Annotated in this window: 14 protein-coding genes; 7 read left to right on the top strand and 7 right to left on the bottom strand. The window is 56.5% G+C overall.

All coding sequences use genetic code 11. The annotated features are described in order from the left end of the window. Window positions 1-112: 112 nt before the first annotated feature. From VGJ94_15250 to VGJ94_15220, 7 genes are read right to left on the bottom strand one after another with little or no spacing between them, the layout of a single operon-like run. Window positions 113-1,741 carry a methylmalonyl-CoA mutase family protein gene (locus VGJ94_15250; protein ID HEY3277973.1) on the bottom strand — a complete coding sequence of 543 codons (1,629 nt, stop codon included), beginning with the start codon at window positions 1,739-1,741 and terminating at the stop codon, window positions 113-115. Window positions 1,742-1,750: 9 nt separating this feature from the next. Beyond that, window positions 1,751-2,155, bottom strand: coding sequence for a cobalamin B12-binding domain-containing protein (locus tag VGJ94_15245; protein ID HEY3277972.1), 405 nt, complete (start codon window positions 2,153-2,155; stop codon window positions 1,751-1,753). Window positions 2,156-2,179: 24 nt separating this feature from the next. Next, window positions 2,180-2,908: a GntR family transcriptional regulator gene (locus VGJ94_15240; GenBank protein HEY3277971.1), complete on the bottom strand. Its 729-nt coding sequence runs from the start codon at window positions 2,906-2,908 to the stop codon at window positions 2,180-2,182. 7 nt (window positions 2,909-2,915) lie between these two features. Next, window positions 2,916-4,082 (bottom strand): acyl-CoA dehydrogenase family protein, encoded by a 1,167-nt coding sequence (locus tag VGJ94_15235; protein HEY3277970.1) that lies wholly within the window; start codon window positions 4,080-4,082, stop codon window positions 2,916-2,918. A 40-nt stretch (window positions 4,083-4,122) separates the two neighbouring features. Then, window positions 4,123-5,298, bottom strand: a complete 1,176-nt coding sequence (locus VGJ94_15230) for an acyl-CoA dehydrogenase family protein (protein HEY3277969.1) — start codon at window positions 5,296-5,298, stop codon at window positions 4,123-4,125. 44 nt (window positions 5,299-5,342) lie between these two features. Continuing rightward, complete coding sequence (gene meaB / locus VGJ94_15225) at window positions 5,343-6,284, bottom strand: methylmalonyl Co-A mutase-associated GTPase MeaB (protein ID HEY3277968.1); 942 nt, start codon at window positions 6,282-6,284, stop codon at window positions 5,343-5,345. Then, the gene (locus VGJ94_15220) at window positions 6,281-7,471 is read right to left on the bottom strand and encodes a CoA transferase (GenBank protein HEY3277967.1); all 1,191 of its coding nucleotides are present in this window, start codon (window positions 7,469-7,471) and stop codon (window positions 6,281-6,283) included. The genes meaB and VGJ94_15220 overlap by 4 nt, the downstream gene beginning before the upstream one ends. 203 nt (window positions 7,472-7,674) lie before the next feature. Here VGJ94_15220 and VGJ94_15215 point away from each other — a divergent pair, with 203 nt between their 5' ends. The 7 genes from VGJ94_15215 to VGJ94_15185 all read left to right on the top strand — a co-directional run bounded on the left by VGJ94_15215 (window position 7,675) and on the right by VGJ94_15185 (window position 14,969). Beyond that, window positions 7,675-8,673, top strand: a complete 999-nt coding sequence (locus tag VGJ94_15215) for an FAD binding domain-containing protein (GenBank protein HEY3277966.1) — start codon at window positions 7,675-7,677, stop codon at window positions 8,671-8,673. 2 nt (window positions 8,674-8,675) lie between these two features. Beyond that, window positions 8,676-9,152 carry a (2Fe-2S)-binding protein gene (locus tag VGJ94_15210; protein ID HEY3277965.1) on the top strand — a complete coding sequence of 159 codons (477 nt, stop codon included), beginning with the start codon at window positions 8,676-8,678 and terminating at the stop codon, window positions 9,150-9,152. A 5-nt stretch (window positions 9,153-9,157) separates the two neighbouring features. Further along, window positions 9,158-11,458, top strand: coding sequence for a xanthine dehydrogenase family protein molybdopterin-binding subunit (locus tag VGJ94_15205; GenBank protein HEY3277964.1), 2,301 nt, complete (start codon window positions 9,158-9,160; stop codon window positions 11,456-11,458). A 46-nt stretch (window positions 11,459-11,504) separates the two neighbouring features. Further along, on the top strand, window positions 11,505-11,930 hold the full coding sequence (locus tag VGJ94_15200; protein ID HEY3277963.1) for a VOC family protein: 426 nt from the start codon (window positions 11,505-11,507) through the stop codon (window positions 11,928-11,930). A gap of 228 nt (window positions 11,931-12,158) precedes the next feature. Continuing rightward, window positions 12,159-13,100, top strand: a complete 942-nt coding sequence (locus VGJ94_15195; GenBank protein HEY3277962.1) for a TRAP transporter substrate-binding protein — start codon at window positions 12,159-12,161, stop codon at window positions 13,098-13,100. Between the two features lie 73 nt (window positions 13,101-13,173). Beyond that, window positions 13,174-13,659 carry a TRAP transporter small permease gene (locus VGJ94_15190; GenBank protein ID HEY3277961.1) on the top strand — a complete coding sequence of 162 codons (486 nt, stop codon included), beginning with the start codon at window positions 13,174-13,176 and terminating at the stop codon, window positions 13,657-13,659. A gap of 2 nt (window positions 13,660-13,661) precedes the next feature. Beyond that, window positions 13,662-14,969 carry a TRAP transporter large permease gene (locus VGJ94_15185; GenBank protein HEY3277960.1) on the top strand — a complete coding sequence of 436 codons (1,308 nt, stop codon included), beginning with the start codon at window positions 13,662-13,664 and terminating at the stop codon, window positions 14,967-14,969. Window positions 14,970-15,275: the final 306 nt, after the last annotated feature.

The raw sequence follows: 15,275 nt of genomic DNA, 5'->3' as shown, positions 1-15,275 counted from the left end.
CGCCCAACCTATGGGTACACCGGAATCAATAATCCCCCTGTGGATCAACAAGGGACCGACCTTGTCCCTTTCCCTTCCCGTACAACAATTTACCCTTCAGCCCGATCCGCGTTTAAAAGAGTCCGGGTTCCTGGAATTCTCCGAAGAGCTGACGGAAGATGTTCGTCATCTCCCCGACCGTCGCGTAGGCCTTGCAGCACTCGACGAGGGGAGGCATCACGTTTCCTCCCTCTTTCGCGGTCTTTTCAAGATTTTTGAGTGTCCGCGCCACCTCAGACGAGGACCTTTCCCGCTTGATCGCCTTCAGGCTCTCGATCTGCGTTTCCGCCGACTCGTAGGCATATTCGTGAAGCTCCACGTCCCTCGACTCGCCTTCCGTATAGATATTGACTCCTACTTTCAGGAGCTCGCCCGATTGGATCCCTTTTTCGAATTCATACGCTTGGCGGGCCACGAGCCTCTGCACGTAGCCGGTGGAGACCGCCTTCACGATGCCGCCCACCTTTTCGATCTTCGCCATCTCCTCTTCGATCTTGCCTTCCATTTCTTTGGTCAGGGTCTCGATAAAATAGCTGCCCGCCAGGGGGTCGACCGTATCCCTGAGGCCCATCTCGTCCATGAGGAGCTGGAGCGTGCGCAGAGACAGGAGCGCCGAATGGGGCGTGGGAATGGTGAAGGCCTCGTCATAACTGCATAGGGCGGTGGTCTGGGCGCCGGAGAGGGCCGCCACGAGGCCGTAATAGGCGCCCCTCATGATGTTGTTCTCCGGCTGGGCCTTGGTGAGACCGTATCCCCCGCCGCCGAAAAGGCCGCGCAGATACAGGTTCTGTGCTTTCTGCACGTTGTATTTCTCTCTTAAGTTCCTGGCCCAGAGCTTCCTCGCGGCCCTGAATTTCGCAATCTGCTCCCACATGTTACCGAAGACGTTGAGGTTAAAGGAAAACCTTCCCACGAAGTCCTCGGGGCTGTAACCCCTCGTGGACACGTTATCGATGTAGGCGTTGGCGATGAGGATGGCGCAGGCGATCTCCTGGGCCGGGGTCGCCCCCGATTCCCTGATATGGTACCCGCAGACACTTACCGGGTTCGTCCTGGGCAGCTTCGTCATGGAGTATTCGATGGTGTCGCCGATCAGTTTTACCGCCGGCTCGACGGGGAATATCCAGGCCCCCCTTCCGATCATCTCCTTAAGGATATCGTTCTGAGGGGTGGCGGATATCACCTCCGTGCCGTACCCTGCCAGCTCCCCCGCCGCCTGGTACATGGCGAGCATGATGGAGGCCACGGCATTTATGGTGAGGCCCGCGCCGATCTTATCGAACCGGATGTCCTTGAAGGCGACCTCGAAGTCACGCAGGGTATCGACCGCCATGCCCACCCTGCCCACTTCTCCGTACGCCATGGGGTCATCGGAGTCGTACCCCATCTGGGTCGGAAGATCGAAGGCCACGTTGAGCCCGGTCTGGCCGTGGGAGATCATGAGCTTGAACCGCTCGTTCGTCTCCGCGGGCGTGCCGAAGCCCGTGTACTGGCGCGTGGTCCAGGCCCTGGAGCGGTATCCCAGGGGGTGAATGCCCCGGGTAAAGGGATAATCGCCCGGGTCCGCCAGGTCGCGCTCGTAGGAGAAGCCTATGCGCTCGAGGTCTTCCGGGCCGTACACGGGTTTTACATGGATATCGGACTGGAGGATGACATCCTTGATCCCGCCTTTTTCGTCTTTTATATATTTTGCCACGCCCATTGTCTCCTCCTAACCCTTCTTTGCATGTGATGTGAGGAAGTCCACAATCTCCGAGAAAGGCGTGCCCCCCGGAAAGACCCCCGTAATGCCGAGCTCCTTAAGCTTCGGTACATCCTTGGCGGGTATTACCCCGCCGATCACCATCATCTTGTCTTCGATCTGCTTCTCCTTCACCTTCTCGACCAATCTTTTCGCAATAGGTATATGGGCGCCGCTCATAATGGAGAGACCGATCACGTCCACGTCCTCCTGCACGGCAATATCGACAATCTGATCGACCGTCTTGTGGAGGCCCGTGTAGATCACCTCCATGCCCGCTTCCTTAAGAGCATGGGCTACCACTTTTGCCCCCCGGTCGTGGCCGTCAAGACCCGGTTTCGATACCAATACTTTTATTCTCCGTTCTTCCGTCACTTTTCCCTCCTCAGGGGCACGCGGTTATTCGAGATGGCCTTCGCCCATCTCTTTCAATATGAAGCTCCTGCCCTGTAGTATGTGGGCCTTTACGATCCTCTCCACATTCTCCCTGTCTCCCCTGCGCATCGCTTCCACCATGGCCTCATGGCCTTCGATGGAGACCGCCACATTGGTTTTCGAGCTGAGCAGGGGTTTCCGGTATCTGGCGAGGTAGTCGGTAAAGGTATTTATTAGCTTGGAGAGCATCTCGCTTTGGGCCGCCTTGTAGATCATCTCGTGGAACTGGTTGTTGAGCTCCAGCACCTTCGCCATGTCTCCCCGTTTGAGCGCCTTTCTCGATGCCTCGATGCTCCTTTCAAGGACCTCGATCATCTCTTCACTCAGATGCTCGCATGCCTGGGCCGCCGCATAGCTTTCCAGGGCCGCCCTGATCCCAAAGGCCTCTTTCACATCCGCCTCCGATATCTTCTTCACGATGATCCCGCGGACGGGCAACCTCGTTACAAAACCGTACTGCTCGAGCCTCTTTATCGCCTCCCTCACGGGCACGCGGCTCACCTGCATCTTATCGGAGAGCTTCTGCTCCACGAGCCTCTGGCCGGGCTTCAGGTCTCCATTGATAATGGCGTTTTTCAGGAGCTTGTAGACTACCTCCGCCATGGATCTATGCTTGTCGACAGGGTCTATCCCTTTCAGGAATTCCCCGAGCTCCCCTTGCTGCTCTTTCGCCTCCGCCTTGCCTTTCACCATCCTGTTCTTATGCTCCCTTTCTTTTTTCCGTTTTGCCTATAATCATTCTTCCGAGAAAATCCTTGAGGATCTCGTGGGTTCCCCCGCCGTAAAGGAGGAAACGGGCATCCCTGAAATGGCGCTGAGGGTTATATTCGCGGGCGAATCCATTTGCGCCCCAGATCCTCGTTACCTCGTCCACCACCTTGAGGCATGTCTCGGTGGCGAACATCTTCGCCATGGCCGCTTCCTTGCGGGAAGAGAGCTTTTCCCGGAGCCTCCAGGCAGCCGAATAGATCATGAGCCTGCTCGCTTCCATCTCCGTGGCCATATCGGCGAATTTCGCCCTGATCAGCTGATACTCGCCGATGGCCTTGCCGAAGGCCACACGCTTGCGGGCATATTCGAGGCCTTCTTCATATGCGGCGGTGGCGATGCCGAGGGCCATGGCCCCGGTCATCACCCTCACCTCATCGAGTATCTCCCCGAGGTAATCAACGCCTTTATTGAGCTCCGCGCCCAGAAGGTTCTCTTCCGGCACCCTCACGTCTTCGAATACAAGCTCTCCCGTGACGGTCCCCCTGCAGCCGAGCTTATCGAGGACCTGTCCCGCGGAGAATCCGGGCGTCCCCTTTTCCACGAGGTAAAAGTTGAGGCCCTTAACTCCCAAAGAGGTATCGGTACTCGCCAGCACGGTGGCGAAATCGGCGACGGGGCCGTTGGTGATCCACTGCTTCGTTCCGTTAATCACCCATGAATCACCGTCTTTCACGGCCATGGTGCGGGTGGAGGCGAGGTCGGAGCCCGACTGGTCTTCGGTGAAGCACATGGTGGCAACCTTCTGTCCGGCCATCGCCGGATAAAGGCACCTCTTCTTTGCCTCTTCGGAGCCGAAACGAAAGATGAAATAGGTGCCCATGAGGATATTCATGATCACGCTCTGGGCAAAGCCCACGGAGCCGCGGGCAATCTGCTCGTAGAAGATCATGGCGGTCACGGGATCGGCGTTCATGCCCCCGATCTCTTCGGGATACCGCAGGCCGAGGTAGCCCAGCTTCGTGAATTCCCGCCACAGGTCCCATGGGAATTCATCCTTCTCGTCTATCTCGCCCGCCTTGGGTACGACCATACGGTTTACCGTATCGGTGATCATCTTTTTAAAGAATTCCTGTTCCTCTGTCAGCGCAAAATTCATTGAACCCTCCTTACAGGATATCTACTCATTATCTTCTTCCTCACGCGGGCAGGCCCCGATGGGAACCTTCGCCGGGTGACAGGAAGCTCTCTTTCGCGATCACCGTCTTCAGTATCTCCGAGGTGCCGCCTCCGAAAAGGAGGAAACGGGCATCCCTGAAGAACCGCTGGGCGGGGAATTCCTCGGCGATCCCATAGGCCCCGTGGATCCTCGTCACCTCGTCTACCACGTAACACGCTGTTTCCGTGGAGTGGAGCTTCGCCATGGCAGCCTCTTTCATGGGAAAGCCTCCCCGGTCCTTGAGCCATGCCGCATAGTAGGTGAGAAGCCACGCGGTGCGGATCCTCACTTCCATCTCGGCGATCTTCTCCTGGATAAGCTGGAATTTGCCGATTTGCTTGCCGAAGGCATGCCGCTCCTTCGCGTATTTAAGTCCCGCGGCGCGGGCACTTTCCGCGAGCCCGAGACCCAGGGCAGCGATCATGATCCTTATCTCCGAGAGGATGGCGTTCAGGTAGTAGGCGCCCTTGCCCTCCTCGCCCAGAAGGTTTTCTTTCGGGACCCTCACGTCCTCCAACATGAGCTCCCCGGCGTCGGTCCCCCTTGCGGCAATTTTCCCGATCTTCTGACCCAGGGAAAAACCGGGGGTCCCTTTCTCTATGAGGAAAAAGGCAATGCCCCCTACTCGCTTCGCGGGGTCGGTGGTGGCTGCCACGGTAAAAAAATCGGCGTGGCCGGCGTTGGTGATCCAGAGTTTTCTCCCTTTCAATATGTATCCGTCGCCGTCTCTGACCGCCCGGGTCCTGATGGCCCCGAGATCGGAGCCGCAGTCGGGCTCGGTGAAGGCGATGACCCCCATCTTTTCCCCTTTGATGGCCGGCACGAGAAGGCGCTCTTTCTGTTCCTCAGTGCCGAAACGGTGGATAAAATCGGTGCCCATGAGACACTGCATGGTCACGGTGGCCGCGAAACCGATGGAAACCTTTGCCAGCTCCTCCGCGAAGATGGTGAAGGTCGTGCAGTCGCCGGCCATGCCCCCGACTTTTTCGGGATACCTGATGCCGTAGTAGCCGAGCTTCCCCAATGAGCGGAAGACCTCCTTCGGGAACGCGTCTTCTTTGTCCATAGAGGCGGCATGGGGCGCCACCAATTCTTCCAGGGCCCGCGATATCCGGTCTCTAAAGAACCTCTGTCCGTCGGTAAAGCTGAAATCCATCGATTTTCACCCTCTCCGAAATCTATTCGTATCGGTTATAAAGATCATGAATCTCCGAGAATCCTGAGCATCGCTGTGTAAGGGTCGATCTTTCTCGCGTCCACGTCCTCCATGACCGCCCCGAGCGTTCCTTCCCGTTCCGCCTTTGCAAGGAATGACCGCCATAAGGATTCCTTTAAAAGGGCAAGTACTATCGCCCTCAAGCCTTCCTCTCTTTTGACCTGCCTCTTTCCCTCCCGCTCCAGATATTTCAGATGGGAGGCAAGGGCCTTGACGACCGCCTCGGTCCCCTCGCCTTTTCTCGCTTCCGTAAGGATCACCGGGGGCCGCCACCCTGAAGCTGCATCGGTCTCTGTCTCCATCACGGCGCATTCAAGATCGAGGGCAGTCTCTTCCGCCCCCCCTTTGTCTTTCTTATTCACTACGATGACATCCCCCACTTCCGCGATCCCCGCCTTGAGGAGCTGGATGTCGTCCCCGTAATCCGGGGTGAGGACCGAGACGGTGGTATCGGAAATTGTGGCAACGCCCATATCCGTCTGGCCGACCCCCACGCTCTCCACGAGGATCACGTCTTTCCCGAGGGCCTCCATTACATAGACGGCGCCCGGGGTAGCCCGTGAGATGCCCCCGGGATATCCCCTGTGAGCCATGGAGCGTATGAATACGCCTTCAAGTTTATCCGCATCATTCATTCGCAGGCGGTCGCCCAGGAAAGCTCCCCTTCCCCTCATGCTCGTGGGGTCGACGGCGATAATGCCCACTTTTTTGCCTTTGGCCGATAAATTAACGGCCATCTTATTAATAAGGGTACTCTTGCCCGTACCGGGAGAGCCGGTGACGCCGATGACGTGGCCGTGCCCTACGTGAGGGTAAAGCTCCGCGAGGGCGGCATATCCGGCCTCGCTCCCCTCCTCGATCATGGTGATAAGGCGCGCCGCGCTCATCTCGTTCCCCTCGCGTATTTTTTCCGCAAGTTCCGTCAAATTACCTTCTTTTCCGTAAACTCCTTCAGTTTTGCCTCATCATACCCGAGGATGGAGCGGTAGATCTCGTCATTGTGCTCTCCGAAACGGGGAGGAAAGGTCAGCTCCTTGCCGCTCTCCTTGAGAAAAGGCGTCATGAAGGGGGGCGGGGCCATCCATATCTTCGTACCCGTCTTCGGGTCGGTGCTCACGAGGAGGTTATCTTTTACATAGGGGTCCTCGAGCATATCTTCTATTTTATTGACTCTCGATATGGCGATGGTCGCCTTGTTGCACAGGTCGATCATCTCATCGGTGGTCCATGTCTTCATGATTTCCGTGATCTTCCGGTTCAGATTCTTCACGTCTTTGATTCGCCCCGAATTCTTCTCATATTCAGGTTTCGCCAGTGATTCGAAACCGGGGAGCTGGGTGAAGGAGGCCCACTGGCGGTCGTTTCCCACCGCGATATAGGCGAAGCCGTCCTTCGTCTCATAGACCGAGACAGGGGCGAAAAACTCGTGGGTGTTGCCCCTGCGGCTGATCTTGTTCCCGAAAGATTTGGTCAGTGTGACGGCTACCGTGAGCCAGGAAGTGCTCGACATGAACATAGAGAGGTCGATCCGCTCCCCCTCGCCCGTCATCGCCTTTTTATAGAGGGCCTTCATTACGAGGCCGTAAGCATGCTCGCTCGTGCCCATATCAGGCAGGGGGATGCCCAGCACCTCGGGGTCGCCGTCCGCCTCTCCGGTGAGCTCCATGAGACCGGAGCGGGCCTGGAGAATGGGGTCGTAGGCCGCCTCATTGCTATCGGGGCCGAAACCCGTGAGGCCGACCCAGATGATGTCGGGCTTTATGGACTTCAGGGTCTCGTAATCGATGCCGAGCTTTTCGTAGTTCCTAGGCAACTGGTTCGTGGCGAATATATCGACATCCAGTTTCGTAATGAGGTCTCTCAGTATATCCTTGCCCTCAGGCGCGGCCAGGTCAAGGGAGAGGGCCTTCTTGCCGGAATTTATTGCCATGAAATAGGTGTTCATCCGCTCTTCACCCAGGCGGTTCTCGCCGATCATGCGGTTCGGGTCCCCGTATACGGGGTGCTCGAGCCTTATGACCTTCACACCGTCCATGGCCATCCGGTAACTCAGGTAGGGAAGGACCGTAGCCTGTTCAAGGGATAGGAACGTAATATTTTTGAATATATTCATGTTGCCTCCTCGAAGATTATGAGATGAATATCCTTACCGCGACCCGGGAAAAAATTTTATTTGACACCCTTGACTATTTCGTATAACATAATTTCAATTATGGTATACCGTATCCAATATGAACTTAGTATAGGAGATCGTATTTTTCTTGTCAAGCAATTTTGTTTCAAAGATGGGTGTGCCCGATATTAAAGGAGAGTTTAATGAGATTGCCCTCTTTCGACGTGATTGAGCCGAAAACGATAAAGGAAGCGCTTCAGATTATGGCCGACCCTCCCGGGACCCTCAAGGTAATGGCGGGAGGAACGGAGCTTGTGAGCCTGATGAAGCTCCGTCTGGTCACTCCCCAGTTCGTACTGAGCACCAGAAGGATCGGCGCCCTTGCGGGGATAGAGGAAAAAAAGAAGGAGATCGTCATAGGCGCGGGTACGACCCTCCTCGAGATCGCGGAGTCCCCCCTGATCGGCGAAAGGTTCAAAGCCGCGGCGGAAGCTGCGTCCCAGGTTGCCGCCTATGCCGTCCAGGCAAGGGCCACGGTGGGGGGAAACCTTCTTCAGGGAACGCGGTGCCTCTTCTATAACCAGTCCGAGCTTCCCCGGAAAGGCCTGCCCGCCTGCCACAAGGCAGGAGGCAATGTGTGCAGTGCCGTGCCTGGATCGAAAAAATGCCTGAGCGCCTATCAGGGGGATATGGCCCCCGCCCTTATCAGTCTCGGCGCTATGGCCCATCTCAAATCGATAAAGGAATCGAGAAAAATCCCTGTTGCAGAGCTTTATACGGGAAACGGGAAGAACCCTCTCGCCCTGGCATCGGGCGAGCTCTTAACCCACCTGTCCATACCCCTGCCCCAGGGCGTCTACGGCTCTTCATATGAGAAGATCAGGATGAGGAAAGCCCTCGACTACCCTCTGGCCTCGGCCGCGGCCTTCGTCTCCCTGAAAGAGGGCGGTGTCGTGGATGTGCTCCGGGTGGTAATTGGAGCCGCGGGCAGCGCGCCCATACTTCTCTCCGAAGAATCTGCGTTATATAAAGGTGTTCATCTGGGAGAGAAAGAGATCGGCGAAATATCGGCCAGGGCTTTCAAGGCGGCGAGAGTCGTCGAGAACGGGCCGCTGCCGGGCGCATACAGGCGGAAGATGGTACAGGTCGCTGCCTCAAGGGCCCTCAAGGCCGCACTCCTCGACTGCAGCAGGAAAGGATAATTATGAAAGGAATAAAACGTGTCATTACCTTGAAAGTGAACGGGGATGTCCACGAAGTGGAGACTTACCCGAACCGCACGCTCCTCGAAGTGCTGCGGGAGGAGCTGAGCCTCACGGGGACGAAGGAAGGCTGCGGAGAAGGGGCATGCGGCTCCTGTACCGTGCTTCTCGACGGCAACCCGGTGAGGTCGTGCCTCCTTCTCGCAATAGATGCCCAGGACCGGGAAGTCACCACCATTGAAGGGCTCGCGGATGGGTCCCGGCTCGACCCCCTGCAGGACGCCTTCGTCGAGCACCACGCCATCCAGTGCGGCTTCTGCACGTCAGGCATGATCCTCACGGCAAGGGGGCTGCTCAACAGGCATCCTCATCCCACGGAAGACCAGATCAAGCTCGCCCTTTCGGGCAACGCGTGCCGCTGCACGGGGTATACGAAGATCATCGAAGCGGTGAAATCGGTCACCGAGGGCAGGGGGTAAGGTCAATGAAAAAATACTCATATGTGGGTAAGAGCGCCAAAAGAATTGATACGGCCTCAAAGGCATGCGGTGAAGTCCTTTTTACCGCTGACCTGACACTCCCGCGGATGCTCGTGGGCAAGGTGCTGAGGTCGCCCCATTCCCACGCACGAATAGTCAGCATCGATACATCGAAAGCGGAAAAGCTCCCGGGCGTCAAGGCGGTAGTTACCGGCAAGGACGGCTTCGGAGAGAAATGGGGCGTATTCCGCTACACCCAGGACCAGGCGTTCATGCCCACCGACAAGGTTCGCTACGTGGGAGAAGAGGTCGCCGCCGTTGCCGCGGTGGACGAGGATACAGCGCTGGCCGCCCTTGATCTCATCGACGTCCGATACGAATTACTCCCGCCCGTCTATACGATCGAGGAGGCCATGGCCGAAGGCGCCCCCCTCATCCATGAAGACAAACCGGGCAACCTCAATATCCATGTGAATATCGACGTAGGAGACGTGGAAAAAGGCTTCCGCGATTCCTATCTCATCGTGGAAGACGAATTCTCCGCCCCTGAAGATTCCTATTTCCAGTCCGAGCCTTACGCGGTAGTAGCCCAATTCGATAATAACGGCAATTTAGAGATCTGGATGCCCAACGCGGGGCCCCACCTCAAGGCAAAGCCCCTTTCGAACTGTCTCCACATGCCCTTAAGCAAGGTCCGGGTGAGAAAGATCGCCATAGGAGGCCACTTTGGAGGCAGAAGCGAGATCAACCCCGCGGACGTGGTCTGCGCCTTTCTCGCCAAAAAGGCGAAGCTGCCGGTGAAGATCGTCTATACGAGGGAAGAGAACTCCGTGTGCACCCGCCAGGGCCACGGCATGAAGGTGAAGATCAAGACCGGGGTCGATAAATACGGCAAGGTCCTCGCAAGGGATATCACCTCATACCTTGACGGCGGCGCCTATTCGAGCACGGGCCCTATCGCGGTGAGCGTCCCTTTCCTCTGCATGGAGCAGGCCTACCGCATGGACAACGTGCGCTTCAACGGCTACAGGATATTTACGAATAAGCCCATCAGGGGGATGATAAGGATTCACGGCCGCGCCTTCGGGACAGGGGTCGACCTCCAGCTCGACATGATCGGAGAGAAGCTCGGCATCGACCCCATAGAGATGCGCCTTCGCAATGCCCGGCAGCCGGGCGACACGACCCCCACGAAATCCTTCGTGGCAAGCTGCGGCCTTTCCGAGACCATCAAGATAACGGCCGAACATTCCCATTTCATGGAGAAGTTCAATAAGCTCCCCCCTTTCCACGGGATAGGGATAGGGGTTAATTCAGTGCAGACGGGCTTTCCCATGGGCATCCGGGGCGGCTCACAGGCCTTCATCAAATTCACGGAAGACGGGACGGTTACGGTCATATCGGGGGTCGTCGATAACGGTCAGGGGAACGACAATATGATCGTCCAGATCACCTCGGAGGAGCTCGGGCTCCCGCCCGAAGACATACAGCTCGTCACCGCCGATACAGAGGTCACGCCGAGCGACCCCGGCTCCTATTCCATGTGCGAGACCTTCGTCGGGGGCAATGCGGTGAGGCTCGCCGCAATCGACGCGAAAGAGCAGCTCTTCGGGGTTGCCGCGCCCATGCTCAAGGCGGATGCGAAAGACCTTGTCGCGAAAGACCGAAAGATCATGGTCAAAGACCACCCGGAGATCAGTATCTCCTTAGGTAAAGCGGTGAGGACGGCTTTGGCCCGGGGTCAGTCGATCAGCGGCCAGGGCTCGTACTGGCCCAAGGTCGATCCCAAGAGGGAATGGGTGGAGAACCCCTACGGACAGCTCTGCGAGGCCTTCTCTTTCGGCGCAACCATCGCCGAGGTAAAAGTGGACCCCGAGACCGGAATGGTCGAGGTCATCGAGGTCTGGGCGGCCCAGGACCTGGGCATGGCCTTGAACCCCAAGGTAGTGGAAGGCCAGTTCGAAGGCGGCATCGCCATGGGCGGCCAGGGCGGCATGCTTACCGAGTACCACCTCTGGAACAAAGGGCGTGTGCTGAATCCGAATCAGCTCGAATACAAGGTTCCTCTCGCGGCGGATATGCCGAAGATCAACTGCTATATCGTGGAGACCATTGATCCGAACGGGCCTTACGGGGCGAAGGAGTCGGGCATGTCCGTCTCCATGTCGGCGGCCCAGGCCTATTGCGGCGCCATATGCAACGCAATCGGGGTCTACATAAAGGAGTACCCGATTACGCCCGACAAGATACTGAAGGCCCTTGAAGAGAAGAATAAGAGTGACAATAATAAAAAGCAGAAGAAATAACAGGTCTCGCGCTCGCTGATCGTAATGAAACGAGAAAGGAGTCTCCATGAAAATCAGTAAAATAGATCATCTCTGCCTTGTGGTCCGTGATCTGGAAGCAGCGAAGAAGACCTACCAAAACGACCTGGGGCTTACGCCCGACGTGGAGTATGAAGCGCCCCAGGAGAGCATCAAGGTCGCACGCTATTACATAGGAGAGGTCGCGGTCGAACTCATGGAGCCCACGAGCCCCGACAGCGAAGTAGGGAGATTCATCGAGCATAAGGGCGAAGGACTCTTCCTCATCTCCTACAAGGTCGACAGTGTCGACGACGCACTCAAGGAATTAAAAGACAAAGGGGTTCCCCTCATCGACGAGAAACCACGTCATCTATTTGGCAACAGGTATGCGTTTATTCACCATCCGGGAAAACTTTACGGCGCTTTGACGGAAATACTGGACGGCGATTTCGATATTAATGCGAAATCCTGAATAAACCACTGGTGCATTTTTTCAAAAAAATATAACATACTTTGGTATACAGTTTTATAGTAGGCCTACTCCATTGAAAAGGGGGTGAGATTTAGCTTTAAGCTACTAATCTTATACCGAAAAAGGGGGTCCCTCATGGTCAGTAAGAGAGTATGTTTAGTTTTGGCATTATGCGCATTTTCGGCGGTTTTATTTCTTAGCGCTCCTCCCGAGAGTATGGGTCAGAGTGTGATAACCCTCAAATATGCAAACTTCCCGCCTGCCACGACCTTTCCGTGCGTGCAGATGGAGAGGTGGGCGAAGGAAGTGGAAAAGAGGACCAGCGGCAAGGTAAAGGTCCAGACTTTCCCCGGCGGGACCCTGCTTCCCGCGAAGAATATCTTTGACGGCGTCCTGACCGGCATGGCAGACATCGGCAACTTCGCCATGAGCTACCAGCCGGGCCGCTTCCCCATCTCGGAGGCGGTCGACCTGCCCCTGGGCTTCAGAAGCGCCCGTGCCGCGAGCCTCGCTCTCTACGACCTCGTTGAAAAATATCAGCCCAAGGAGTTCGAGAAGGTAAAGATCATCACCCTCTTCACCTGCCCGCCCGCGGACATCATGTCGAGTAAGCCCGTCAGGTCGCTCAAGGACCTTAAAGGCATGGAGCTTCGCGTATCCGGCACGGGCTCCGACGTGATCAAGCGTCTCGGGGGCATCCCCGTTGCCATGCCCCAGTCCGAAACACCCGAGGCCATTCAGAAGGGTGTGGTCAAAGGGATCGTCTCTTCCATGGAGGTCCTCAAGGACTTCAACTTCGCCGCCTACTGCCCCTTTGCCACGGACACGAACCTTTTCGTGGTCTCCTTTGCCGTGGTCATGAACAAGGACAAGTGGAACTCCCTGCCCGCCGACGTGAAGAAGGTGCTCGACGACCTGAGGCGCGAGCAGGCGGACTGGACGGGTAAATATGTGGACGACCATGTGGCGGAAGCCCTCACATGGTCGAAGCAGAAGTATAATCATCAGGTAATCCAGCTCCCCGCCGCGGAAAAGGCGGAGATACCCAAGCTCCTGAAGCCCATGATCGACGACTACATCAAGAGGGTAAGCGGACAGGGCCTTCCGGGAGATCAGATCGTAAAGGACGTACTTCTTCTGAAAGCGAAATATGACAAGAACGGTAAATGAAAAGCACGTGATTGAAGGGCAGCGGGGGCCCGGTTGGACCCCCCACGCCCTCGTTTCGTAAGCGGAGGCAATAATGGATTACCTGGATAGAATAAACCTCTTCCTCAACAAGATCCTCTTGATCCTGGGCGGGATCGCGGTCTTAAGTCTTATGAGCCTCGCCACGGGCAACGTGGTGCTCAGGATCTTTCATATCCCCTTCAGGGGCGCCTATGAGATCGTCTCCTTTCTGGGAGCGGTGGTGATCGCCTTCGCTCTCGGCTACACTCAGAAGAGAAAAGACCACATCGTCGTCGATATCCTTACCGAAAAATTCCCCAAAAAATTGAACAGGGTCCTCGATAGGATCAATTACTTCGTGACCCTCCTCTTCTTTTCCGTCATTACATGGCAGACCTATGTATGGGGGATGAAGATATGGGATTCGAACGAGGTGTCGGAGACCCTGAAGGTGATCTACTACCCCTTCGTCTTTTGCGTCTCCCTCGGGTTCGGGGTGCTGGCCCTCACCCTCCTGGTCGATCTTTTGAAGACATTCCGCAAGAAAGGGGAGATTTAGTTATGGAAGGACCAATCGTCGGCATATACGGCATTATCGTGATGTTCGCCATCCTGTTCCTGTTCAAGATCCCGGCGGGGTTCACCATGGCCCTCGTCGGCTTCCTGGGGGTCGCCTACGTGACGTCCCTCAAAGCCGCCCTGGGCATGATCGGCACGGAGATGTGGAATATCTTCTCGAGCTACGGCCTCACCGTAATTCCCATGTTCATCCTGGTCGGGGAGTTCGCCCACTACGGGGGCTACAACAACAGCCTCTACAAGGCCACCTACAAATGGTTCGGTCATTACAAGGGCGGTCTCGCCATCACCACCGTCATGGCCTGCGCGATCTTCTCCGCCATCAGCGGCTCGAATACGGCAACCGCCGCAACCATGAGCACGGTGGCCATCCCGGAGATGAAGAAGTACAACTACCATCCCCAGCTCAGTGCGGGCTCCGTGGCAGCGGGCGCAACATTAGGGGTCCTCATACCTCCGAGCATCGTCCTCGTGGTCTACGGCCTCTACACGGGCCAATCGATCGGCAAGCTCTTTTTCGGAAACGTGATACCGAGCGCCATCCTGACCATCCTCATCGCGGCGACGGTCTTCTACATCTGCTGGCGCCACCCCACCTGGGGACCGAAAGGCCCGAGGAGCACCTGGATGGAGAGGATCAAGGCCCTGCCCGACCTCATCGATATCATCATACTCTTCGTCATCATCATGTACGCCCTCTTCACAGGCGTGGTAACCGCCACGGAGGCGGCGGCGGCAAGCTGCGCCATCGCGCTGGTCCTCTGCGTGGCAAGGCAAAAGATCACCTGGGACGGTTTCCTGAAATCGATCATCGACACCCTGCGCATCTCCTGCCTGGTCTTCATGATCGTGGCCGGGGCCGTGATCTTCGGCAGGTTCCTGGCCGTCACGCGCTTACCCTATGAGGCGGCAAATATCATATCGAACCTGGCGCTCCCCAACTGGGTCCTCTTCTGGATCATCATGCTCTGCTACATAGTAGGCGGGTGCGTGATGGACGCCCTGGCGTTCCTTCTGGTCTCTCTTCCCATCTTCTATCCCATAGTAATGCAGATGGGCTATGATCCCATATGGTTCGGCCAGGTGATATGCATAGTGACCACCATGGGCAGCATCATGCCGCCCATTGGGATATGCTGCTACGTGGTAGCCGGAATGGCAAAGGAGATCCCCCTGGGGACTGTCTTCAGAGGCAGTCTCTATTATATCCCGTCCTACATAATCAGCATAATCCTCCTCATGCTCTTCCCCTACGCGACGGTGCTGGTGCTGTCGAATATAGTTAAATAAAATACGGAGATCAGGGCAAAGTCGCCGCACCTATAGGTGCGGCGACTTGCTGTTTTTATGGAGAGTGTTCACTCGGACGGACGGGGGAAGAGCACGGAGACTCCAGCCGGCTACAATTTATTTAAAAACATTAATATGGATGCCGGGAACTAACTCGTTTGGGAGGCGGAGCAGGTAGGCTCCTTTTTGGCAAATTGATAGTTATTTGCTGGATTTAAAAGGTATCCATTCGTTTCTCAGCTTAATATGGATGGAGGCACGGGGAGGGAAGCCTAGATGTGAGTGCGCTGTGAGCATTGCAACCGC

It is taken from the genome of Syntrophorhabdaceae bacterium (assembly GCA_036504895.1).
In the GTDB taxonomy this organism is placed as follows: Bacteria; Desulfobacterota; Syntrophorhabdia; order Syntrophorhabdales; family Syntrophorhabdaceae; genus PNOM01.
This window is presented reverse-complemented; position numbering and strand designations above follow the sequence as displayed.